This is a genomic window from Daejeonella sp., assembly GCF_049655485.1.
GTDB lineage: Bacteria > Bacteroidota > Bacteroidia > Sphingobacteriales > Sphingobacteriaceae > Daejeonella.
This window is the reverse complement of record NZ_JBASJU010000198.1, coordinates 1-23,962: the sequence shown is the minus strand read 5'-3', so window position 1 is coordinate 23,962 and position 23,962 is coordinate 1. Positions and strand designations below refer to the sequence as shown.

Annotated in this window: 17 protein-coding genes; 2 read left to right on the top strand and 15 right to left on the bottom strand. The window is 42.2% G+C overall.

Features of this window, described 5'->3' with window-relative positions:
* Positions 1 to 49: 49 nt before the first annotated feature.
* A complete protein-coding gene (locus WBJ10_RS08560) occupies positions 50 to 1,477 on the bottom strand; it encodes a Gfo/Idh/MocA family protein (protein WP_424289295.1) in 1,428 nt (475 codons plus the stop codon).
* Between the two features lie 12 nt (positions 1,478 to 1,489).
* A complete protein-coding gene (locus WBJ10_RS08555; protein WP_424289293.1) occupies positions 1,490 to 3,568 on the bottom strand; it encodes an alpha/beta hydrolase family protein in 2,079 nt (692 codons plus the stop codon).
* 404 nt (positions 3,569 to 3,972) lie between these two features.
* On the opposite strand from WBJ10_RS08555, the gene WBJ10_RS08550 reads away from it, so the two are divergent.
* Both WBJ10_RS08550 and WBJ10_RS08545 read left to right on the top strand, forming a co-directional pair.
* Entirely contained in the window at positions 3,973 to 5,133 is a 1,161-nt protein-coding gene (locus tag WBJ10_RS08550; protein ID WP_424289291.1) for an acyltransferase family protein, read from the top strand.
* Positions 5,134 to 5,238: 105 nt separating this feature from the next.
* Positions 5,239 to 5,982 (top strand): DUF2490 domain-containing protein, encoded by a 744-nt coding sequence (locus WBJ10_RS08545; RefSeq protein ID WP_424289289.1) that lies wholly within the window; start codon positions 5,239 to 5,241, stop codon positions 5,980 to 5,982.
* 116 nt (positions 5,983 to 6,098) lie between these two features.
* Here WBJ10_RS08545 and WBJ10_RS08540 read toward each other — a convergent pair whose 3' ends face one another.
* From WBJ10_RS08540 to WBJ10_RS08480, 13 genes are all read right to left on the bottom strand, one after another.
* The gene (locus WBJ10_RS08540; RefSeq protein ID WP_424289287.1) at positions 6,099 to 7,343 is read right to left on the bottom strand and encodes an Nramp family divalent metal transporter; all 1,245 of its coding nucleotides are present in this window, start codon (positions 7,341 to 7,343) and stop codon (positions 6,099 to 6,101) included.
* Between the two features lie 64 nt (positions 7,344 to 7,407).
* Positions 7,408 to 8,562 carry an amidohydrolase family protein gene (locus WBJ10_RS08535; protein WP_424289285.1) on the bottom strand — a complete coding sequence of 385 codons (1,155 nt, stop codon included), beginning with the start codon at positions 8,560 to 8,562 and terminating at the stop codon, positions 7,408 to 7,410.
* Between the two features lie 62 nt (positions 8,563 to 8,624).
* Positions 8,625 to 9,809, bottom strand: coding sequence for an alpha/beta hydrolase family protein (locus tag WBJ10_RS08530; RefSeq protein ID WP_424289283.1), 1,185 nt, complete (start codon positions 9,807 to 9,809; stop codon positions 8,625 to 8,627).
* Positions 9,810 to 9,858: 49 nt separating this feature from the next.
* The gene (locus WBJ10_RS08525; RefSeq protein ID WP_424289281.1) at positions 9,859 to 11,148 is read right to left on the bottom strand and encodes an alpha/beta hydrolase family protein; all 1,290 of its coding nucleotides are present in this window, start codon (positions 11,146 to 11,148) and stop codon (positions 9,859 to 9,861) included.
* Positions 11,149 to 11,385: 237 nt separating this feature from the next.
* The gene (locus tag WBJ10_RS08520) at positions 11,386 to 12,420 is read right to left on the bottom strand and encodes a Gfo/Idh/MocA family protein (protein ID WP_424289279.1); all 1,035 of its coding nucleotides are present in this window, start codon (positions 12,418 to 12,420) and stop codon (positions 11,386 to 11,388) included.
* 27 nt (positions 12,421 to 12,447) lie between these two features.
* Positions 12,448 to 13,374, bottom strand: coding sequence for a PLP-dependent cysteine synthase family protein (locus tag WBJ10_RS08515; RefSeq protein ID WP_424289277.1), 927 nt, complete (start codon positions 13,372 to 13,374; stop codon positions 12,448 to 12,450).
* A gap of 52 nt (positions 13,375 to 13,426) precedes the next feature.
* Positions 13,427 to 14,788 carry a dipeptidase gene (locus tag WBJ10_RS08510; RefSeq protein WP_424289274.1) on the bottom strand — a complete coding sequence of 454 codons (1,362 nt, stop codon included), beginning with the start codon at positions 14,786 to 14,788 and terminating at the stop codon, positions 13,427 to 13,429.
* A 135-nt stretch (positions 14,789 to 14,923) separates the two neighbouring features.
* Positions 14,924 to 15,982, bottom strand: coding sequence for a PmoA family protein (locus WBJ10_RS08505; RefSeq protein WP_424289272.1), 1,059 nt, complete (start codon positions 15,980 to 15,982; stop codon positions 14,924 to 14,926).
* Between the two features lie 48 nt (positions 15,983 to 16,030).
* Positions 16,031 to 17,392 carry a Gfo/Idh/MocA family protein gene (locus WBJ10_RS08500; protein ID WP_424289270.1) on the bottom strand — a complete coding sequence of 454 codons (1,362 nt, stop codon included), beginning with the start codon at positions 17,390 to 17,392 and terminating at the stop codon, positions 16,031 to 16,033.
* A 36-nt stretch (positions 17,393 to 17,428) separates the two neighbouring features.
* Positions 17,429 to 18,877, bottom strand: coding sequence for a Gfo/Idh/MocA family protein (locus tag WBJ10_RS08495; protein ID WP_424289268.1), 1,449 nt, complete (start codon positions 18,875 to 18,877; stop codon positions 17,429 to 17,431).
* A gap of 51 nt (positions 18,878 to 18,928) precedes the next feature.
* Positions 18,929 to 21,013, bottom strand: coding sequence for an alpha/beta hydrolase family protein (locus tag WBJ10_RS08490; RefSeq protein ID WP_424289266.1), 2,085 nt, complete (start codon positions 21,011 to 21,013; stop codon positions 18,929 to 18,931).
* Positions 21,014 to 21,031: 18 nt separating this feature from the next.
* Positions 21,032 to 23,104, bottom strand: a complete 2,073-nt coding sequence (locus tag WBJ10_RS08485) for an alpha/beta hydrolase family protein (RefSeq protein ID WP_424289264.1) — start codon at positions 23,102 to 23,104, stop codon at positions 21,032 to 21,034.
* A 153-nt stretch (positions 23,105 to 23,257) separates the two neighbouring features.
* Positions 23,258 to 23,962, bottom strand: a 705-nt coding sequence (locus tag WBJ10_RS08480; RefSeq protein ID WP_424289262.1) for a RagB/SusD family nutrient uptake outer membrane protein, incomplete at its 5' end; no start/stop codon positions are given.

Below are 23,962 nucleotides of genomic sequence, written 5' to 3'. Positions count from 1 at the left end.
GTTTTATTAAATTGGTTCATGCAATGAAAGCGCATACTTTGGTTTACAATTATATCTTCACCTGTGTATTACCACCTTTTGCCATACTCAGGTCAACAGGTTCATTTTTTTTCCACGCTCCAGCAGTAAAATCAGGTACATCCACAGAGTTGGAGCGATTATTAACAGACCATTCGCTCAGAGGGAATATGGAGCTCCATAACGCAGCGTCATACACATTTTGATCAAGAGGTAGGCCGTTGCGGAGACAGTCAATAGTACGCCAATCCATTAAAAAGTCCATTCCACCGTGACCACCAACCTGTTTCGCGAGTTCGCCTACTTTTCTAATGATAGGTGGAGTATATTTTTCCTCCAATACCTTAAATTGCTCTTCGGAAAGCCAGCCTTCATGGCTGGTAGAAATACGGGCAGGAAGAGGGTATTTCAGAGCAGTACCTTTAGTGCCGCTTACTAAATGAATTCTGGAATATGGGCGAGGAGACGTTACATCATGTTGAACCATGATTGTTTTGCCTTTATTCGTCCGGATCGTCGTAGTATTCATATTGCCGTTAAATGGCTTACCTACAAATTGCTTGTAAAAATCATCAGTCGCAGCAAGCTCTTTAGCATGCTCTCCCATCATGAAATCATTAGACGAAACTGAAACCAGGTAGTCCATTTTATCGCCCCGATTAATATTCATAACCTGACATACCGGGCCGAGACCGTGCGTAGGATAGAGATTACCTTTTCTGCTGGCGTCCATCTTCAGGCGCCATTGATTATAGTATTTTTCTTTTGAAAAATCGCCTTCAAGAAGATCATGTATATACGCTCCTTCAGCGTGTACGATCTCTCCAAAGAACCCTTGACGAGCCATATTCAGTGTAAGCAGCTCAAAAAAGTCATAGCAACAGTTTTCCAGCATCATACAGTGTTTACGGGTCCGTTCAGAAGTTTCGACCAGCTGCCAGCACTCTTCAACAGAAGTAGCCGCAGGCACTTCCACACAAACATGTTTCCCATGGTTCATCGCGTACACAGCCATAGGGGTATGGAGTTCCCAAGGTGTAGCGATATATATCAGGTCAATATCCTCACGCTCGCAGACTTTTTTCCACTCTTCGGTGTTTCCGCTGTAAATCATGGGATTTTGGCCAGAGGCTGCAATTCTTTTTTTCGCTGCATTAGCTTTTTCAGGTCGTAAGTCCGCTATTGCTTTTATCTCTACACCGCCTATTTTACTCATCCTGACCACAGCACCTGTTCCCCTATTTCCCGTTCCGATAAAAGCGATACGTACAGTGTCCAATTTTGGAGCAGCATAACCCGACATGTTGAACTTTTGAATATGGTTCTTTTCAAAATCATGTCCCGGAAAGTTCCGGCCTTTATCTTCAGTGCCGGCATATGCTGGAATTATACTGGCTCCCGTGATACTAAGGCCAGCCATTCCGGCAAGTTTTATAAAGTCCCTGCGATTGTTTTTCATCTTGATTATATATTAATTAAAAATTGTATTACCCTGTTGCCTAGCGAGTGTCCTTAATCTTGCATACTCTGTCTGGAATTCCTCCAGACGATTTCCACTTATTTTGACACCCGACATGCTCACCGGATTAATTACTTTAATATTTTTCCCACTCAGTGCAGCTACCAGTGAGACATCCCCCCAGACTAAAAATCCCGGAAGGTGAATGCCCATACTGAAAAAGTCAACTGAGCCGTCCGTGTCGAACTGATAACTTAAGGGAGCCTCCCGAAGAACAAGGTCATCCACTCGCCCGCCTAAAGCCGCCAGGAATAAGCCTGCAAGTCCCGATTCCCTGGTTCCATCCAGATTTACTTTCTGAGCTTGATACTTTGACCGAAGATATTCAGAAACTAAACCCAGCTCTTTTACCCATTCTCCTAATATTGTTTTTCCAAGCCATAATTCTGAGCGCGACTGAGTATGGAGTACCATGCTTTTGTTGGCTGTATTCTCTTTATTTGAAACGACCTCGCCTGTTCCGGAGAGATCAACGATTACAATTCCCTGTCCCTTTTTCTTTAATTCATCTATCTGCTCCAGCGAAATTGCTTTCTTGCCAGAAGGGTTACTAATAATGATATAACCCATTGACGGGACTGAAGGGGCCATGTGTAGGAGTGGAATCAGTTTATCATCCGAACTTTCTAAAGCCAAACGGTCCCATCCGCCAAGGCTTGTATATTGATGTGCTTTGCGAAGTGCAGGCTGTACATGGGTCCGTAAGATATTTCGCAATTCTTCCTGCTTCTCCGAAACATCTATAGTGCTTGCATTCAAAAATGCAGCTCGCAATTCCTTTCCGCGTCTTTCAGAGTAAGCTGCTGTGGTAGTTATGATCGGATCACGTTTACCGATGGGGTAAACATAAAGTTGTTCATCAGGGAGTAGCTCGAAAGGAAGCTCTTTTTTAGGAGCTCCCGTACCGATGCCTTTTAAATGAAGGTCAAACCATCCCAGCATCGCTTCACGGTCTTCAGACCAATAGCCATGGGTCCTGTCAATCACCTGAGAACTTATTTTGCTTTCTGCACCCAGCATTTTATAAACAGGCTTGGTATTTTCGAATGTTCGCTGCATTTCAACAGGGAAAAAAGCAGGTGCAGCATCTTGTTTATGATTACACATTTTTAGCGCTCGTGGGGCAATAAGTGACAGCACTCCTGCTTCCTCAGTCATGGTGAGCCCGTCATTTAATAACTCGCAAACGCAATTGGACCTCATGATATATGATTCGAAAGTGCCAATGCTGACTACGGGTACTGCGGCTTTTATGCGTTCATCTATCGCTGCAAGCCACATGGTTTGATTTCCCCCTCCGCTTGCTCCAGTGGCTCCGATATTCTTAGGGTCAACATATGGCAGTGAGCTCAGAAGATCTACTCCCCGCATATTATCAGAGATTTGAATTCCGTTTAAAGACTCGCCTATATTTAAAAGGGAAGCTCCAAGGTTAGCCCCATGATACTCAAAGACTCCATGTTCTGAAGTTCTTTCTCCAGCTCCCCATGGGTCAACCGTCAGGCATACATACCCATTTAAAGCGAGAGAATGTCCAAGTGGTTGTGGCCCGTCTTTTTCACTTTTGCCTTTTCGCCAATGGCCCAGCATATTAATCACTGCAGGGAAGGGTCCTTTACCATCGGGGATAAATAAGTTAGCTGTTGCATATACTCCCGGTAAAGTCTGAAAAGCAATATTTTTAATCCTATAGCCCTTCATTTGAATTGAACCTGTTTCCTTTATATTCAAGGGGAGATTAGGGTTTACGACGAGCCCGGTTTTTTGAATAATGCTATTTCTTAGCCAGATCTGGTATTTATCAAAATCCTGCCGGTTTAAAGGTATTTGATGAGCTCCAAATTTTAGAACAGCCTGATCTCTTAACCTGCTTTCAATCAGATCTGCACGGTTATTAGTTAAAACACTTGGAAGACTGTCTGAAGTTAAAACCTTCCACGAAGAAGAAGATACAGAATACATTATTCCTGCTGCCCTGGCGTGCAAATGCACGGCTAAAAATATCCCGAAAACAAATAGCAATCTTTTCATATCATATAGTTTCCCGGGCAGTATGCCCTGTTTTATATCTTATTTGGTATCAAGAGCCTTAATAGATTGCAGCGGATATAAATATTTCAGCCATTCCTCTTAAATCCATCTAAACCGGAAATAACCGCTATCCTGATCGAAAGCTACATACAATTTCAGTTGAAATATAGGATATTGCCGAATTAAACTGCGATAACGTTACCGATAACGTTGCCGCTGTTTTTATATTTATTTTGTCTTTATGTAGGTATCTTGAACGAACTACTCAGCAAGGAGATTTAATCAGGGAAATTCTAATGAATAAAGGGTCGATATTTACAAGGACAAAATCCCATAAGTCATTAGTTCATATCGAAGGTTCTTGTTTCCATCAATCAAAAACGAGGTTCATTTAGATATAAAAAATGAAGAAAAGTCTACCAGAGGAAATTAGTGCTCAAAATCCAACCGCATCTGTGATCCCAGGCGAGAAACCTAAACGTCTAATTTCCATTGATTCCCTCCGGGGCTTTGATATGTTGCTCATTTCCGGCGGGGGCACCTTTCTCGTTTTGTTAGAAAATAAAACCGGTTTGCCTTGGGTTGATTGGCTAGGCAGACAACTGCAGCATCCCCCATGGAACGGCTTTAGTTTTTATGACTTTATTTTCCCTCTATTCCTCTTTATTGCTGGAATTTCCTTACCCTATTCCATCAACAAAGGATTGGAGTCTGGGCTAAGCAAAAATGCACTATACAAGAAAGCGTTTTGGAGGATGTTAATTCTTATTATACTAGGGATTCTGGATAAAAATCATCCTGTAAAATTTTTCGAGCCGGATCAGATCAGGCTGGCAAGTGTTCTTGGCAGGATTGGAATCGCAGGATTCATAACGACCATTCTTTATTTAAACTTTACTTTATACGGACGTATAGTTTGGGTTGGAGGCATACTTGTGGCATATTATGCAGCTCTTTTCCTAATTCCAGTGCCTGGATACGGAGCGGGCGATCTTTCCATAGAAGGAAATCTGGTGGGTTGGTTCGACAGGAATTTTCTGCCAGGCCGTTTACTTCAAAAAATCTATGATGAAAACGGACTACTGACACAACTTCCGGCTCTTTGCCTTACCATGTTAGGAGCGGTGGGTGGTGATATTTTGAGGAGTGATGAAAAGGAAAGCAAGAAAATTCAACTTCTAATACTGGCTGGTATTATCGGCATAGGTTTAGGTCTTTTATGGAGCCTGCATTTCCCTATAAATAAACATCTCTGGACCAGCTCATTTATCCTGCTTACGGGAGGAATGGCCTATATATTTTTAAGTGTCTTTTATTGGGTTATTGATGTAATGAAATACCAAAAATGGGCTTTTTTCTTTCAGGTCATTGGTATGAATTCACTTACTATTTACCTGGTGTATCATTTTATTGATTTCTCTCAAACCTCAAAAATTCTATTTTCCGGGCTCTACGCCCCGGTTCCCGAACAATACCATAGAGCACTAGAAGCATTGGGAGCATTGGCTTTAGTATGGTTATTAATGTATTTCCTGTATCGAAAGAAAATATTTATAAAAATTTAACACAGTTATACCATGCATATGAGTTTAAAAGGCTAATTCTCTTACAACTCTATTGTGCTTAGCTTTAGATCAATGTTTATCCTGCGCAGGTATTTTTTAAACTCAATGATATTGTTTGTATCATTAGGGTTGTCGGCACAAACCGTCGAAAAAAAAGTAGAAAAGCAAACGTTTTCCTTATTCAGCTTTAGCAGCACAGTCCAAATTTCCCCAAGATGGTCCATTATGAGCGACGTGCAGGAACGGATTTTTTTGAAACCAGTCAAGCAAAACCAGCTCTCTTTACGGACTCAGGTCAATTATATTTTAGGGCATAACTGGACAGCAGCCGGGGGCACGTCGTATGTGCTTACCCACCCAATCGACCCATCTTCTTTTAGCACTCTGGTAATACCTGAAGTAAGACTCAATCAGGATATTAATTATAAGCAAAAATTCACCAATTTCAGTGTTGGTCATCGCTACAGAATGGAAGAACGCTTTATTAAAAAGAGCATCAATGATAGTTTGACGGAAGGATATAAATTCATCGAAAGATTATCTTATACACTGTCCTTTGAATATAAGTTAGTTAACTCAAAAAATAACGTTCGAACTTTGATCTTAAAGGCAACGGATGGAATTTTTATAAATGCAAAGAAACATATCGCCTATACAACGTTTGACCAAAATCGTTTTTATACCGGCTTAAATTATCAGATGTATAAGAACGTTACCATTGAGATGGGATATATAAATATTTTTCAGCGGCGCAATTCCGATAAAGAGTTCATAAATCGTGATATCGCCAGTTTTTCAGTCAATCATAAGTTGAACAACAATAACCCGAAGAACAAACAGAGGATGTAAACCTAACTAGTTAGAGTTTATTATTTCAGTCGCATTGGTTGATTCAGGTATCATGGTTTAACTTATCTACCTTGGGCAAATTAAAAGGAGCTTAAGAACCACTGAAAGCCAGAATATTAAATAGTAAATTCTGCAATGGCAAAATAGCTAGTCAACAAGCTGAATATTATTACCGCCACTATTCCAAAATTCATTTTCGGACCGGCAACATGCTCCTTCATTAGTTTCTTGTTATTGATCAGTATTAAAATTGGAATTGCCACTGCCGGTAAAATCAGAGCTTGAAATGCCTGTGAAAAAACCATCAGAAGCGGAGGGGTGGTGTCGATGAACTGCATTCCAAAACCGAATAGAATCCCTATTAATCCTAAAATACGATACATCGGAGAACGAATATTTCGCTCCTTACCTGTGTAATCGCTGATGAGCCATGGGGCGATTAAAACGATCGGAAATACAGTGGAGATGCCGGCTCCTACTATACCAAGAATCAGAATAAATGCAGCCACCTTACCCCCTAGAGGCTCAAAAAGGCTAATCATTTCAATAGTATCATTTAAACCTATATTCATAACATGCAATGTCCCTGCAGAAACTGCCATAATAATCAGGCTAAGGAAAAGCATCATAGAGGCTGAAACAGCTGAGTCCCTCTTCTCTTCTTTAAGGTGTTTGATCGTCCATCCCTTTTCCGCTACAACAGTACTGCGCATAATAAAAACTGCTGCAGAGCACGTTGTCCCTGCAATAGCAGCGATCAATTGCAGTGAGCCTGCCTTTTCCGGGACGGTTGGCCATAAACCGCTTGCAATCGCAGATAAACTCGGTTTAACCATAAAAAAAACGATGGTGAATGAAATACCCATTAAAATCACCAGGAAAATAAGCACTTTTTCGAATGTATGATATTTCCCTTGCCAAAGCAGCGCATACAAAGCTGTAACCAATACCACAGTAATCCAAAAGGTACTGAGCCCGGTACCGCCCCATATCAATCTGGAGCCTTCTTGTAAAAGATCTGCAATGATTCCAAAGATGCCTATGAGTGCAAGAATTTCACCTATAATTAATGCAATAATGATATAAATTGCTAGAATCTTGCCATACTTAAAGTTATTCTTGATATTAAACAAAGCAGTATGACCGGTAACTAAAGTTGTTTTTCCATAAGCAACCATCAGGATATATGTAAATATACAGGACAATACTAAAGCCCATGTTAATGACATTCCATGCTCGGCACCCACTTTGGCCATCGTGGTCACACTTCCGGTACCGATGTTGTATCCAATAAGAAATAATCCGGGTCCGATTGCGCTTAGACTAAGCAGGATACCTTTTAGTATTTTATTGTCTTTCATAAATCAAATTGAAGGCCTGTCTATTATTATATATTGTTATTCTCTGTTACGTAATTTAAAGGGATTACCCATCGGTTTTGGTAATACCCGGGAACCATCGTTCGGCATTCTTACGATATATCTTATCTACAACAGTCCGCGGAAGTTTTAAACCTCTAAATTCACCCTCAACTTTAGGGACTCGCATTTTTTCATCCGTAGTGAAAAACTTCCAGTGCCTCATCCATACCTCATGTGCATGTTTTTTGATGCCTTCCGGATCGGTGATTCCATTATTGACAATATCCATCGCACTTCTTCTGAGATCGGTACCATAAATGAGTCGATCCTGGTATTTAATGAAAAAATCATGCACTTTTTGTCGTTCGCTCAAGGTCTGATATTGCAGATGTGATATCCGTTCGGCCATATCCACAGCCATATTCGGGAATTTATCCAATCGTTTTGCCAGCTCATCCACACTCCATTCCAGGCTACCGAGGTGTGCTCCTATAAATCTTAGGTTTGGATGATTTTTGAGCATATTATCCCTTACCGCAATATAATCTTCGTAAGAAGGACGTTCGGGATGCAAATACATGTGTTCATCCGGATGTGCTCTTGCATAATCCCTGTTTCCATTGACAGTCATCTTTTCCAGAGGCAGCCAGGAATTTCTGTGCTCTCCCAGATGACCAATTAAAGGAATTTGATTTTGAGCAAGGTAGTTGAGAATCGGGTCAAAACGCGGATTATCAATCATAACCAGTTTTCCCTCTTTATCTTTCAGGAAAAACCCGATGTTCTTCCAAACCTTAACTGCAATAGCACCATTAGCAACAGAATTTTTTATATATGCTATAGCTTCTTCCTGCCAGCCTTCGTTATTAAAGTTTTGAAGCGAAAAGGTGGTACCCCAGGCAACGCGGTCGGGAAACGCTTTAATCATACGGATTGAAAACTTTTGCTGGTCTTCAATCGGCTTACCCTTATCCTTATAGACATTCAAATTCAGGACACGAAAATTATCAGCTTCTGCCTGTTTAACAAAAACTGTATCGGCATCTTCCTGAATATGGAAATGGGCGTCAATTTTTTCGAGCGATTTAAAATCCTCGATAGTATAGTAGGCAGAATCGGAATCTGCTGTCTCTGACTGTATGTTACTGACTTGTGTACACTGTTGTAAGAAACCCGCAAATGGCAGCAGACAGAGGTAAAATGCTTTGTTAAATTTCATCTGGATCTTCAAATTATAAAGGAAAGCCTTTTCAGGATTTGGATTATCAAAATGTGACCGGCTTATTTCCAGACTACATCATCATTCTTCCTGACCGCATTAGCCGGAAAAGGATGTTTGTCGTTGAAAGGATAAAGCGCCTTTTGATCTTCTATGACAATCATTTTTTCATTCAGACTTCCATCCGGTTTCAGAGCCTTAGTAACATCGAGGCCCAGATGTTTTGCCAGAAAAGGATAAGCTGCTATGCGTTTATTTTCATCATAACCATGCTTATCATTAGGAAGATGTACATTCTCTACATTTTTGGGTTTCCCCAGCAAACTGTAAATGAATTTTTCATGCGGGTATTCAACTGAGGGGTTATTTTTTGTCCAGTCATCGCCATCCGAAATCAGCAGCATCGGGCGAGGTGCGGCAAGAGCGGCAATCTCAACGTTGTTTGTTTGAAAATTGGGTCCTTTATGAATGGGCATACCGCTTTCGCAGACACATCCTCCAAAGAAATGAGCTGAAACCATTACCACGGGAACCGATACAGAAACACGATCATCAACAGCAGTGAGTAAAAATGCCTGAGTGCCTCCCCCTGACGCTCCCGTTACACCAATCCTTTTAGGATCAGCTCCCATCATAAGCAGAAAATCGAGCCCACGTATGCTATTCCAAAGCTGCAGCTTTAATGCTTCTGGATGTTTATGGACCCACCCGAATTCTTCCATTTGTCCGTATCCCACTGCATCGTAAGCCCAAACCATTGCACCCATCCGGGCCAGCGCAGCAAACCTTTTTTGTGCATCAGGACGATAACGGCCAACATCTCCCGGATTTGTCCAATGTCCATGCGTGTTCAATATCCCTGGCAGTACATTTTTTGGATTTGTTGGAGTATATAAACTTCCTGTCACATATACTCCAGGCAAACTTTCAAAAGCCACATTCTGTACCTGGTAACCATCGTAGACACGTTTCTCGCCCATGATAGGATTCAATGAGTTTCTTTCTGGGTATTTCTCCAAATCAGCACCTTTAAGAATATGAGCGCGAATCTCTTTTGCCCTTGTCTCCCAGGCCGCGGCGGTAGGATAGCTCTTGCGTTGCTTTTCGAGAAACGATTTTCCTTCTTTTTCAGTCCAGTGTGCTCCAACGCATAGCATTGATTCTGATTTTTTTTCCTGGGATATGCCGGTTTTGAATGAAAAAAGCAAGGCACACACGATTAGAGCAATATTTTTAATTCTTTTCATATAAAGGTTTAATTATTACAGTTTAGAATATCTATGACAATTTTATATCTCAGGTCTTTAGCCACTTATCGAACCAATCAAATGCCTCGTCCTGCATCTTCTTATCAAACTTATGAGGACCCGGGTGAAAGCTGCACTTGTAATTCTTTTCTGCACCCGCTTTTTTATAAACTGCAGCAAGTACGGTATCTGATGCTTTCATTTCAGAGAGCGTAAATAAGCCATCATCAATATTGTTTAGCACCATGGTTGGAAGAGGCGCGCGAAGTCCCAGAATTTCCGGAAAATCCATATCATTTGGAGTGCCGGGAACGTAAGTCATCCAGGTATGGGTATACGACTTATCAAGAATTAAATCTTTCCAATTAGTCATGAATCCCATGCATACAGCACATTTAATCCTTGGATCCACACCTCCCATAAATACAGTACGAATTCCCCCTCCGGATAAGCCCCCGCATCCAACCCGGCTGGCATCGACATCAGGACGTGCACATAATACATCCAGGGCTTTCTGATCTTCGGCTAAAAATACTCCCGGCCAGGTTGTACCGGCGCAGAACAGGGATTTAGCCATTGTGTGCTCATGTTCTCCAGCCCAGGTATTATACGCTTTGATATTATTAGGATCTTCAGGATTCTTATCATTGAGGCCTTTCCTCAACTTGGCCGGAACATCTTCCAGCAGCACTCTCCGGCTTGCAAACAGAAAAGCATCAGAAACTAAAACGACATAGCCGCGTTTGGCAATTTCATTAGCCCAGGCAAGATCATCATAGTATTCTTTCTGGTGGGATTCAATAACAGGGTGACGCTTGTCAGACGTTCTCGTAATTTTGGTTTTTCCCATGTATTTATTGGCTCCATGGTCATGAAACGCGAGAATGGCCGGCAAAGGTCCGCTGGCATTCTCGGGCTTCAGTAAAATCGCCTCTGTTGGCCGGCCATAAGGCAATTGCCAGCTAAGTTCCTCAATATGTAAACCGTCATATTTGTACTGCTTTTTTACCGTCACCTTAGGTACACCGCCGATATCCGGAATTGCCAGTTTTTCAAGCAGCCGTTGTTTGGCAGCTTCTCTCCATCTTTCAACATTCTGCCATTTATCATTGCGGAAAGAAAAAGCTGGTATTTTATTTTCAATTAAAGAATATGCCCAGGGTCCATATAAACCAATGATACTTAGCTTGCTTTCATCTGTGCTTCCAACTTGAGAAGAAGGTTCAGTTTCGTTTCCGGAGTCCTTTGCATTTACTAATCCATTTAGTACAACTGCCCCTGCAACACCAATCCCTGTAATTCCTGCGATCTTAAGAAAGTTTCGGCGATTATTTTTCATGTCTTGTTGATTTTTAGATACAGTTATATTTCATTCTGACTATATTATTTTTAAGTCTGGGTATGCTAATCTGTACTATGACACCAAATGATCATACAGCAATATAGTAGCTATTTCAGCTGTTTTACAATGTATTAGTCAAAAAAATAGCGAGAACGTTGCCGGAATGTATAAAGCTTTGCTCAATCGGTTAATCAAATATTTCAGCTGGAACAAGTAGGTAAATCCCGCTTAAAATTAAAATAAATACTGCTTTCCTTCTCTCGCAGAAGCATAAATTGCAAGTACAATTTCTACTGCCTTCCGGGCTTCAGTTCCATTGATTTCAAAAGGTCTTCCAGCCTCTATAGATTCGATAAATGCCTCAATATTTTTTTTGTGGGATAAATAGGATATAGCCTTTGGATCTGAGGCACCTCCCCCGCCTTTAATCTCTTTAAATGAATTAAAAATTTGTACATCCTCTTCAGTTTGGTCAGCAAACTGCCATGTCTGAATGGCATTATCCACCAGAATTACAGTCCCCTTAGTTCCGGTTATTTCTATCCGGCGAAACATGCCTGGAAATGAGGCCGTAGAGCCGTAAATTCCGCCTAATGCCTGATTCTTAAATCTAAGGACAGCGGTTGCCGTATCCTCAACTTCAATTGCATGTCCTATTGTTGCCATATAAGCCTGCAATGATTCGATAGGCCCCGCAAGGTATTGAAGCAGATCTATCATATGGATAGATTGATTCATTAAGGCTCCACCGCCATCAAGCGCCCATGTTCCCCGCCACTTACTATTATAATATTCATCACTTCGCCACCAGGGTACATGAACAGACACATAACTGATTATTCCGAAACGGCCTTTATCGATCGCTTCTTTTAGCAAGGGCACCGTGTCATTATAACGGTAATTGAAAATTCCCCCCAGATAAGTGCCGGCTTTTTCATGTGCAGCAATCATTTTATCTATGCGTTCAAGGGATATTTCCATTGGCTTCTCACATAACACATGTTTTCCCTGCCGCGCTGCCTCCACAGCTGGTTCCATATGATTTCCGCTTGGCGTTGCGATGGTTACAATATCTATTTCATCCGACGCAAGCATTTCTGTATAGTTTGCAAAAGCCTTACAATTGTACTTTTCAGCAAATATCTTCGCCTTGGCAGGATCAGAGCTGCAAACACCTGCAAGACCTCCATTTTCTAATTCTTGTATTGCCTTTGCATGAAAATCAGCAATCATACCGGTTCCTATTATACCAAAATTCCAGCTTTTCATATTTCTTAAATAATTTTTTAATTGGTCTTATAAATCGCTGTATTTAAATCCAGAGTCACATAACAACACCACTATTTCTTCGTCAGAATTAGTCTTTTCCAGGTATTTAAGTGCTGCTTTTACATTCGCCCCCGATGAATATCCAACATACAGGCCTTGCTTTAACGCGATTTCCCTGGTCATCTGTTTTACTTCTTCATCGGAAACCAGAATAATCTCGTCCGCCAGTTCCGGTCTCCAGCAGGGTGGCACAAAACCATATCCGGTACCCTGAATTATGTGTTTCGGATCCTGTACTTTTCCTGTTTTTAAAACGGCAGCCAGCTCAGGCTCAACTGCTATACATTTGATATTCCTGTTCTTGCTTTTCAGGTATTCCGAAGTGCCTATAAAGGAGGCTCCCGTGCCAACAGATGCTATAAAAACATCAATGCTGCTTAAATCCTCCCAAATCTCAGGACCTGTCGTTTCAAAATGAGCTTTTAGACCTGAAAAATTATTGAATTGATCGACATAGAAGCCATCTCTTTCTATAGCTATTGTTTTAGCCAATTCTGCCGCAATGGCGATATCCTTTCCTGTAACCATTCCCGGCTTACCGTCTGCCTGCTTGCTTATTACTATTTCTGCACCAAAGGCTTTAAGTAATCTCAGCCTCTCATGACTATTCCCAACCGGCATTACTGCAAGAAATGGATTGCCAAACTGTTTGCATACCATAGCTAATCCCGACCCCATATTTCCGCTCGTCATTTCCACAACAAGCTGCCCCTTCTTTAACCGATCAGAACTATACGCGTCCCTGATTACCTGAAGAGCGGCTCTGTCTTTCAGGCTTCCGCCAGGCTGAAGATATTCAAGTTTACCATATATTCTGCCTGACCCGCTATTTAGTTTATCCAAACACAATAAAGGCGTCCTGGTTATCAGATCTAAAGTATTATCGACAATCATGAGCTTTTATTCAGGTTCGTAATTAGATTTAGCTATTACGCCTGAGACTGAATTACACAGCAAGCGCTGCCTTCGCTACTCTAATAACATTTCCAGATAAAATCTTCAGAATTACATCATCCGGATATCCCATTTGAACCATCCCAACTGTAAAAAGAGGCCAGTTGGTCCAGGACATGCTCTGCACCATTTCAGGGCTCTCCTTAAAATTATCAACAGGCCAAAGCGCTTCCCATCGGGTTCTGCCCTGTGGGGAAGATGGGATTTTCCGGTTTTCCTCTCTGGCAAATTGAGAAGTATATGAAATATCTGTTCCTATTGCTACATGATCGCTGCCAAATTTCTTAACTACATAATCAATGTGTTTCATCATTGCAGCAATGTCTCCTGTCCCGCCCAGAAATCTTGGGATACAGCAAATTCCTATATATCCGCCGGTGTCTGCAATTGCACGAATTACATTGTCTGGTTTTGACCGGATATGATGGTTTACGGAGGCAACTGTAGTGTGACTTGCTACCATTGGTTTTTTGGAAAGTTGTGCAGCTTCGAGACTTGTCTGCCATCCTGAATGAGAAATATCGACAATAACGCCCACCCGATTCATCTCCTTTACAACAGAACGGCCAAAATCACTGAGCCCGCCATTTGCCAGTTCTGCGCAACCATCGCCAATCACATTCCGGCGATTATATGTAAGATGCATCATCCTGATTCCTAATTGAAAGAAAATGCGGATATACCGTAATTCATCTTCAACAGAAATCCAATCCTGAGGTAAAGGAACCCCATTTCCTGTAAAGTAAAGAGCATGGCGATTTTCTTTTTTAGCCTGAATAATTTCTTCCGGTGTAGCTGCTTTTGCAAGAAAATCCCTCAACATATCGGTGGTATAAGTAAAATGTGCAAGGCGCTTTAATAATCGCTTAACATCATTACCTTCTTCCCCAGCATTCTGAATAACGCATGTTACCCCTGATGCTTTCCAGGCGTTTTGAAATTCGTCCCGTTCCCTTTTATCAATAACGAAACGGCTCATAGACATATCCTCCTGCATATCCTGAATTTCTAATTGGGAGGCTTTAGAGTTTATTGCTTCGGTAAGCAGATTACCGTCGTTTGCTGCCCGGGGCATAAAGCCATAGCAGTCGATCACCAAAGAGTTTTTATGCAACTCTAATCCACGCTCTAGCTGCTTTTGACTTGGGTTTAATATACTTCTGGCCTTTTCGAAGTCCAACTTAATCTGTTCATTGATCCCTAACTGTATTTTATCAGGGTTCAGGGAAGATTCTAATCCGGATCGATCAAAATTGTTTGAATTTGAAGGAATACCTCCAAAAACACCTTCACTGGCGAGTGCCAAACCCGCCAGGCCTGATATTTTTAGAAAATCTCTGCGTTTATTTTTCATGGTACAATTAGGTTTAAAGGTTTATACCCACGGGAATTGGATCCGGCTGTCCTGGTTGAAACCGGCTTCAACACCGATTTACAATTTGCCGTAAACGAGAACAATCCCGGGTTGCGGGATTGTTCTTTTTCTTATTTAATATTTAGCTGCAAATTCATCGGTATAAGCATTAATCTGTGCATCGCTAAGATGCGTACCTGAATTAATGATAATCCGGTATCTTAATGTCAATGTCTGACCTGCAGGAATGACATGGTTCAATTCCTGTTTGCCTACAGTAAAATCCTTCACACCAAACGGGTTTGCTGCAAATAGTCCGTAGCCACGGGCGTGCCAGTAGGTGGGATAGCTTAGATTTTTAGGATGGTCAGCAATAACGAGGGAGATTTTTTCATCTCCTATATTGCCATAAAGATCCATCCATCTCGCACGCTTGCCCCAAACTGCTTCGCCAGTTACCCCTTCACTACTTTTAAAGTTGCCGGTTACCCCTTCATTGGACATCTTTTTCACTGTTGTTGTCCCGCCATTTGCCTCAGTTAATACCACATCATCCTTGGAAGGCAATTCGAGCTGCCGTGCAACACGAATACCGAAACTACCCTCTTTTGTATCCTTCATGGTGACTTCACCTCCACTGGCTCTAAGAGTTGTAATGCGGTCAATAATGCGTGTAGAGCCCTTTGCTATAAAGTGAAATTCGGTTGTTTCGGCAAGTAATTCCTGTCCCTGAGGGTCAATCCAGCTTGCTGTTGTTTGTAACGAACCTTCACCCAAACCATCAGTCATCTTCTGAATGCCTGAATGTTTGATCTGGCCACCATTAACATTGCGCTTACCTTCTGAACCATTACCCCAGAAATCATAACCATTTACAATGCCATAGTTTAGCCAGTTACCTACCTGATGAATGTGATCCCGTCTTTCACCCTCTCTCGGGTTAAGCGGGAAGCCTCTTGTCACAGGGGTGCCGGTTGAAGCCAATAACGGGTAAAGTATCGGCTTATACACATTATCTGGCCACATGTAAGAGGTAAACAGCTTGCCATCAACCATCACGTCGACTTTTTTATCGGCTTCATTCTTAATAAACTTAACTGTCTGATCATTCTGCCCTTGCTTCTGGGCAGTGCAGCCGATAGCTCCTGTGAGGATAATACCTGAAATTATTATTGCATTTAATTTTATTTTCATTTTCAAAATTTTGAATTCGTCTAAATTTTAACCAAGGCCGTCATCAGTCTAAACTTCTGAGGGAACTATATATGGATGGCGATATACCCTGCTTAACATAGTATCAGCCTCAGGATCATTCGCAAATTTTTCATAATCGCCCATAAACTTCAGTTCGCGGCCAAGCCTGTAGGATATATTTGCAAGGAAAGGCACTGCTGATGAATAATGACCTTCGCTGATATCACAATGAAGAGTTTCGTGTTTACCGGTTTTGATGGCGTCAAGGAAATTAACAAAGTGTTCCGTATTGCTTGATCCGGTAAGACTAGCGACTTCCTTACTGGCTACTTTAGAGCCCGCGAATGGTTCTTTCTCCTGTTTCCTGAATGCCCTCCAGGTATCGCCGTCTATCTCAAGATATCCGTCATTACCATAAAAGATATTCCCTACCTTGATGCCAAGGCCGGCTTCAGCATTTGAATATCTGCCTCTGGTTTCAAACTCCAGGATCTTCCCATCATGATATTTTGCTACAGAAATTTGTGTGTTTGGAGTTTCCTGAGCACATTCGGAAGGATCGATACCATAGATACCGCCGCTTGAAAAAATAGACACCGGATGCTCATTTTTATTCAATCCCCAGCGGGCAACATCAAATTGATGCGGTCCCTGGTTTCCGGTATCGCCGTTGCCGGTATCCCAAAACCAATGCCAGTTGTAATGACCACGTTTTTCATTATATGCACGATAAGGAGCCGGTCCCAGCCAACGGTTGTAATGCAGGGTGGCTGGCGGGATACTGTCTTTAGCAATTCCAAATGAATCACGTGGTTTAATACACAAACCTCGCGCGACATTCACTTCACCAATACCTCCATCATGAAGAAATTTCATTGCCTCCATCACATTCGGGATCGAGCGGTTCTGAAATCCCACCTGAACACGTACATTATATTTTCGGGAAGCCTCAATCATCTTCCTGCCTTCCCAAATATTATGGGATGATGGCTTTTCAACATATACATGCTTCCCTGCCTGGCAGGCCCAGATAGTTCCAAGGGCATGCCAGTGGTTGGGTGTTGCAAAGGATACGGCATCAATTTCCTTATCATCAAGAACTTTACGCATATCCCATTCGGTTAGCGGTCTACTACCAGTCTTTTCGACAACAGTTTTTGCTCTCGGATCAAAAAATTGCTCGTCAACATCACAAAGGGTTTTCAGACGCACGTTGTGACTGTTTTTTAAGTCACACCAAGCGTTAATATGAGAAACACCCCGACCTTTGATACCAATAACCGCTACATTAATACGATCATTTGCACCTATAATCGATGCATAGGATTTTGCACTAAAACCAATACCGCCTATGGCTAATCCGGTTCCGCCTATCAGGCTCTTTTTAATAAAATCTCTTCTTTGAGTCATGTTAAATGTTATTAAAATTTTTTTCTAAGACAAAAACTAAACCTTTACTTTTGTATTTCCTCCCTCTGATATAGCTATATCAAGGGGCTTGTTGGCTTTCCAGGAACCGGCAGTGAAATCAGGAATCTTTATAGTCGCCTGATTAGCTACCGACCATTCTGTTAATGGCCCAATAGCGCTCCACAATGCGGCATCGTAAACATCCTGATCAAGCGGAAGACCATTCCGCAAACAATCTATTGTACGCCAATCCATTAAAAAGTCGCCACCCCCATGAGCACCTACTTCCCTGGCTATTTCACCAAGTTTCTTCACAATACTTGGTTCATACTTCTTTTCCAGTGCCTTGAATTCTTCATCAGTAATCCATTTTTGAGCATCTGACCCTCTCCATGTTTCAGGAGTAGCTTCGCGTGCGACAGAAATTTTTTCTACTGGAAACTGGATCGCCGTAGCTTTAGTTCCGCTGATCACTAATCCATCTGATTTAGGACGGGGTGAAGTAACATCATGCTGCAACATGATTGTGCGGCCCATACTTGTGCGTATAGTAGTGGTATTCATGCTGCCTCTGAAAGGCTTATCAACAAACTCTTTATAGAAATCATCTTTGCTTGCAAGCTTTTTGGCCAGATCATTCATCATGAAATCATTACCAGACACTGAAACCAGGTACTCAAGTTTATCTCCCCTGTTGATGTTCATTACCTGCGCAATTGGCCCCAGTCCATGGGTGGGATACAGATTTCCATTTCTGCCGATATTTTCTTTTAAACGCCATTGCTCAAAGTATTTATCCTTAGCAAAATGGCCATAAAGCAAATGATGAATATAGGCTCCTTCCCCATGTATGATCTCACCAAAAAATCCCTCACGGGCAAGGTTCAGCATCAGAAGTTCATAAAAACCGTAACACGCATTTTCCATCATCATGCAGTGCTTTTTGGTTCGTTCAGATGTTTCCACCAGCTGCCAGCACTCTTCCACCGTTTTTGCAGCCGGGACCTCTACACAAACATGTTTACCATGATTCATCGCATACAGTGCCATTGGAGTGTGGAGTTCCCATGGTGTTGCTATAAATATCAGATCAATATCGGTACGCTCACATACTTTCTTCCAGTCATCTTTACCGGTATAGGTGTCAGGCTTGAAGCCAGTCTTTTGAATTCTTTTCTTTGCTGACTCTAACCTCTCTGGGCGCAGATCACATAATGCCTTAATATCAACACCCTCTAAGATGCTCACCTGTGCAAGATGGGCTGGACCTCTGTTGCCTAAACCGATAAACCCAATTCTTACTACATCTAATTTCGGTGCAGCATAACCTGACATATTAAAATGCTGGAAATGTGCTTTCTGATCAAGTGCAGATTTATTGTTTTTTTCGGGTTCTGCAGCAAAGCCATTCAGAACGCCGGCTCCGGCTACGGTAAGCCCAGCCATGCCGGTAAATTTTAAGAAATCCCTGCGTTTATTTTCCATTGAATTTGTTTTTTATTACCTCGTTATTAGTATCTAGTATTTTAATGATTTTTAAGCCTTACCTGCCTCGGCATTCCAGGGATCTATCTGACGCAGATTTTTAGAAGCCAGTGCCTGATAGCAATCCGGAAGATCAAACTCTTTAAGTACCCCTGGCAATAAGGCTGACAAAGGCCAATTGTAATCTTCATTTTCAGCAATATCCGTGTAACTTGTAAGGGCGTTTTTTAAAGTGACTTGTTTGACATATTCGGACAACAAACCTGCAAAAGTTGCCGGTATTGCACCCCAGCCTCTGGCAACCAAGTGTATTTCTGTATGACCGTATGATTTAAGCCAGCCGATAATACTTAGTACATCAAATGTCTTTTGACCCACGTAAGGATAATCTAACATATTGCTGTGGGCAGCATAGAAATAGTCATTACCATAAGGTTTAAGGAAATCATCATTACAGGTATTGGGTTTTGATTCGCCAATACCCCTGACGTCGCAGGCAAAAATGGCAGAATTCGGCTCTGCGAGAATTAGTTCTTTTAATGTAGCATCATTACGCAATTCATCATCTGCCGAATGATGCGAAACATATAATACCGCCCGCTTTAAACCTACGGGAGGGCGAGAAAGAAGTGGCGTGTCGCTTAAACGGTAAACAAGAGCAAGTATCGAGGGCTCTGTCTCTATAGCATATGTACCGGCAAATTTTTTCGGATATTGACGATCTGCTGATGGCCTTAAAATGCGGAAGTTCGGGACACCGCCAGAAGCTGGAAGTTTTAGATTAGAAATAACAGCTTTTTTTAATGAATCTATCTCCAAAGCACGTCTCTTCTTTTTCAATGATTCCGAAGACTGCTTAGTAAACGAGAAAACTGTACGGGACTTAAGCCCACCTACCTGTCCGTTTGGTGTACACCAAAGCGCTTCTTCCTTTTCCAGGCTTAATACCGGTTCTGCCTTCGTGCTCCCATTCCTGGTCGCCTTATTGAACCATTCATACATCGCTTCGCGATTATGCTGTGAATACCCGTGATATTCAGGTCCAATGAACAGAGCGGCATTGTCTTCAGCTCCTAACCATTTATATAGCTTTTTCATTCTTGACAAGGACCTTTCCGCGCCTCTTACATCGAAATAGTCTTTTTCCTGATCTAATATCATAACCGGCTTTGGAGCCATAGCAGCAACAAAATCCGAATGGTCCAATCCCAAACTAAGAGCCGCAGGAGGGCATTGTTCCATATCGGCTGGCAACTCATTTTGGAGGTTTTGCCCAAATCCAACTATAAAACAACTCGGTGCCGCCATACTGAGGCGGCGTTCCACCCCGCACAGCCAGGTTGCTTGCGTACCACCGCCGGAGTTTCCGGTCACGCCTATTTGTTTGGCATTTACTTCCGGCCTTGTTAACAGGTAGTCGACACACCTTATCGCATCCCAGGTAAGCCAAGTGCTTAATGCCTCTCCGGTAAGGACCATCTGGCTGCCCGCATAATTATGTTCCGGTACACCAATGCCACGTTGCGGCTTTAGTTCAGTAGAAAGATATTGTATCCTTTCGCCCTGACCAATAGGATCAAAAATTAATACTATGTAGCCCTTCCTAGCAAGCCCCTGCGCAAAGGATTGATATATAGGAGTGGCCTTCCCCGGATCCCCATGGCCGCATGTGCCTATTATCGCTGGAAGCGGAGTTTTTGGACCCTTTGGTATATAGAGGTTTGCTGTAACCAAAAAACCGGGACGGCTTTCAAAAATTACATTTTCAATTTTATAAGCATCCCGGTCCAGGGTACCCGTAGTGCGGGCATTTAATGGGGTTTTGTCTGGCCAGGGACCTAAACATTTTTGGATTTTTCCTTGAATCTCACGAACATACGCTTCTGCGTCACTTTTCGACTGGAGCGCGGCACGACGTTTATCAGATACTTGTTCGATTTGACGAAAACGATCAAGGAAATATTCCTGTACCATCCGCGGGAACCGGTTTAAAGGACTAATCGAAGTAGAATCCGCAACCGCGCCAAGGCTTTGCTTATCCACTTGTTCTCCATAAGATGGAATAACATTGGCTCCAGTCAAGCCAATACCTGCTATACCTGCCAGTTTTATAAAGTCCCTGCGATTGTTCTTCATGTGTATAAAGCTTAATTTTTAATTGAAGATAGTTTCACCCTTCTGCCCGGTTAAGGATCTAAGCTTAGCAAACTCTCTTTGATATTCTTTTAAGCTATCCCCGCTAACCTTCACACCAGACATCGTTACCGGGTTGATGATTCGGATATTTTTGCCGCTTAATGCTGCTGCAAGCGATACATCACCCCAGTTTAGAAATCCCGGAAGGTGAATGCCCATACTGAAATAATCAACGGAGCCGTTTTTATCAAATAAGTAGCTCAAAGGAGCATCACGTAGGATAATTTCGTCCGCATTTCCTCCCGTTGCAGCTAAAAACAAGGCTGCCAGGCCGGCTTCTTTACTGCCGTCTATACTCACCTTTTGGGCTCGATACTTAGATTTAAGAAAATCGCTAACCACATTAAGCTCTTTTACCCATTCACCTAATATCGTTTTTCCCAACCATAACTCCGCACGTGACTGAGTATGAAGCACCATGCTTTTGTTACCCTTATTTTCCTTGGATGAGGAGGCCTCACCTGTACCCGACAGGTCAGCAATCACGATTCCCTGACCCTTCTTTTTCAGGTCATCAATCAAATCCATTGAAATGGTCTTTTTCCCAGCCGGATTGCTAATGATCATATATCCAAGAGCCGGATTTGCAGGAGGGAATAGTAACACAGGGATCAGTTTATTATCGGAGGTTTCTAAAGCCATCCGTTCCCAGCCATCCAGAGCCGAAAATTGATGGACATTAAGGAGACTTGATCGGTCATTTATCCTTAAAATGTTGCGTAATTCCTTTTGCTTAACAGCGGCGTCGAAAGACCGTAATCCCAGATACGACGCCCTTAATTCATTTCCCCGGCGTACACTGTACTCCGCCGTAGTTTGTACTCCCGGATCACGCTTGCCAATGGTCGGATAAACCAATAGCTGCTGATTAGGCAGAGTCTCAAAAGGAATTTCCTTTTTGGGAGCGCCCGTTCCGATTCCCTTTAAGTGAAGATCAAGCCACCCAAGCATTACTTCGCGGTTCTCCGGCCAGTAACCGTGCGTCTTATCCAAAACGAGCTTACTTATATTGTTTTCAACCCCAAGCATATTAAACACGGGTTGGGCGTTATTGAAACTCCTGAACATTTCAGTGGATAAAAAGGTAGGATTATCTACAATAATATTGGACATTTTGATTGCACGCGGTGCAATGAGAGCAAGAACTCCTGCTTGTTCTGTAAAGGTTAATCCATCCGTAAGGAGCTCGCAAATACAATTTGAACGCATAACACATGATTCGAAAGTACCTACACTAACTACAGGCAAAGACGCTTTAACTCGTTCATCGATTGCGGATAGCCACATCGTTTGATTACCGCCCCCACTTGCACCTGTTGCTCCAATGTTCTTTGCATCGACATAAGGCAGTGAACTCAAAAGATCCACCCCCCTTATGTTATCAGAAATCTGAACTCCGTTTAAAGATTCGCCAATATTAAGGAGGGATGCGCCGAGATTGGCACCATGGTATTCATCTTTTCCGTGTGTTGCTGTTCTCTCGCCAGCTCCCCAGGCATCTATATTCAGAGCCACATAACCGTTAAGGGCTAAGGTTTGGCCTATTGCCTGAAAGGATTCGTATAAACGGCCTCCTGGCCAATGGCCGTGCATGATAATAACAGCAGGGAACGGACCTTTGCCTTCCGGAACATATAAATTTGCTGTAGCATAAACACCGGGGCGGGTTTGAAAGGCAATGTTTTTGATATTATAGCCCTTCATCTGAACTGACCCTGTTTCCCTGATATTTAAAGGAAGATCATGGTTAACAATAAGACCGGTTTTTTGAATGATAGTGTTCTTAAGATCCGTCCGGTATGCATTCCACTCTTGTTGATTATCCGGTAATTGGTGCGTTGGGAAGAGTAAAACTGCCTGAGCCCTGAGTCTGCTTTCAATCAAATCAGCATGATTTTTGGCCAAAACATAGGGCAGGCTATCGGCAGCTAAAATATTTTCTTTAATATGCTCGCGCGGACTTGAACTCGCTGCAGAGAAGGAAAAACTTATAAGTAATAAAAGGATACTAATCTTTTTCAATTTTAACATTCGCGCCTTCTTTAAGGAATTATCAATTGAGTGATACCGTCAAATTATTTAGTTTCCGTTGCCTGATTTAAAGCCTTTAACTAAACTATTTATCTTAAAATAACAAATGATCAGGACACTGAAAGTTGAACCTTCCAATGTCCTGATCGTTTTCTAGTTAGGGTAACCCGGGTTTTGGGTTAATTTAGGATTCTTTTGTCTCTCATATGCCGGTATGGGAACCAGATAGTTTTTCTCAAAAAACGCGCGCTGCTGGAAGTCGATGACGGTATAGGTTTTTACTCCCGTAGTAGGATTTTTGACAACTGCCATTCTTCTTGCTGGAACATTAAGAACCTGTGGTGCAATTTTCCATCGGCGTACATCAAAATAGCGATGCTCTTCAAAAGCCAATTCTATTCTCCGTTCCTGTTGAATCCTGGCTAATAAAGCAGGTCCGCTTTCAGTTACAGGGGGCATATTAACACTTGGCCTGCTTCTAACTTTATTTACATACTCTCTAGCGACAGGTTCGTTGCCCAGGTTAAACATGGCTTCAGCATAATTAAGCAATATCTCACCGTAACGAATAAATGTCCAAGGGGTACTTCCAATATTAACTCCACCTGGATTTGTTATAGTTTCATCAAGGAATTTTCTTTGGTAATATCCGGTCTGGGTAGAATTCCAAGGCTGTGATGAGCCTTCGTTGGAATCCTGACCGCCTGGAAGGAAAGTTTCAACAGTACGATGTTTGAACGGGGACCCATCATAAAGAATGGAAGCGTAGAACCTAGGGTCCCGGTTGACGTATGGATTTTGAGGATTATATGCTGGGTCGTTCTTTGGAAGTTTCCCATTTAAGGTTTCATAATCATC

Bases quoted from the DNA above. Each gene is read 5' to 3' on its own strand.
- WBJ10_RS08560 (WP_424289295.1), bottom strand. From the start codon at position 1,477: ATGAAAAACAATCGCAGGGACTTTATAAAACTTGCCGGAATGGCTGGC.
- WBJ10_RS08555 (WP_424289293.1), bottom strand. From the start codon at position 3,568: ATGAAAAGATTGCTATTTGTTTTCGGGATATTTTTAGCCGTGCATTTG.
- WBJ10_RS08550 (WP_424289291.1), top strand. From the start codon at position 3,973: ATGAAGAAAAGTCTACCAGAGGAAATTAGTGCTCAAAATCCAACCGCA.
- WBJ10_RS08545 (WP_424289289.1), top strand. From the start codon at position 5,239: ATGATATTGTTTGTATCATTAGGGTTGTCGGCACAAACCGTCGAAAAA.
- WBJ10_RS08540 (WP_424289287.1), bottom strand. From the start codon at position 7,343: ATGAAAGACAATAAAATACTAAAAGGTATCCTGCTTAGTCTAAGCGCA.
- WBJ10_RS08535 (WP_424289285.1), bottom strand. From the start codon at position 8,562: ATGAAATTTAACAAAGCATTTTACCTCTGTCTGCTGCCATTTGCGGGT.
- WBJ10_RS08530 (WP_424289283.1), bottom strand. From the start codon at position 9,809: ATGAAAAGAATTAAAAATATTGCTCTAATCGTGTGTGCCTTGCTTTTT.
- WBJ10_RS08525 (WP_424289281.1), bottom strand. From the start codon at position 11,148: ATGAAAAATAATCGCCGAAACTTTCTTAAGATCGCAGGAATTACAGGG.
- WBJ10_RS08520 (WP_424289279.1), bottom strand. From the start codon at position 12,420: ATGAAAAGCTGGAATTTTGGTATAATAGGAACCGGTATGATTGCTGAT.
- WBJ10_RS08515 (WP_424289277.1), bottom strand. From the start codon at position 13,374: ATGATTGTCGATAATACTTTAGATCTGATAACCAGGACGCCTTTATTG.
- WBJ10_RS08510 (WP_424289274.1), bottom strand. From the start codon at position 14,788: ATGAAAAATAAACGCAGAGATTTTCTAAAAATATCAGGCCTGGCGGGT.
- WBJ10_RS08505 (WP_424289272.1), bottom strand. From the start codon at position 15,982: ATGAAAATAAAATTAAATGCAATAATAATTTCAGGTATTATCCTCACA.
- WBJ10_RS08500 (WP_424289270.1), bottom strand. From the start codon at position 17,392: ATGACTCAAAGAAGAGATTTTATTAAAAAGAGCCTGATAGGCGGAACC.
- WBJ10_RS08495 (WP_424289268.1), bottom strand. From the start codon at position 18,877: ATGGAAAATAAACGCAGGGATTTCTTAAAATTTACCGGCATGGCTGGG.
- WBJ10_RS08490 (WP_424289266.1), bottom strand. From the start codon at position 21,013: ATGAAGAACAATCGCAGGGACTTTATAAAACTGGCAGGTATAGCAGGT.
- WBJ10_RS08485 (WP_424289264.1), bottom strand. From the start codon at position 23,104: ATGTTAAAATTGAAAAAGATTAGTATCCTTTTATTACTTATAAGTTTT.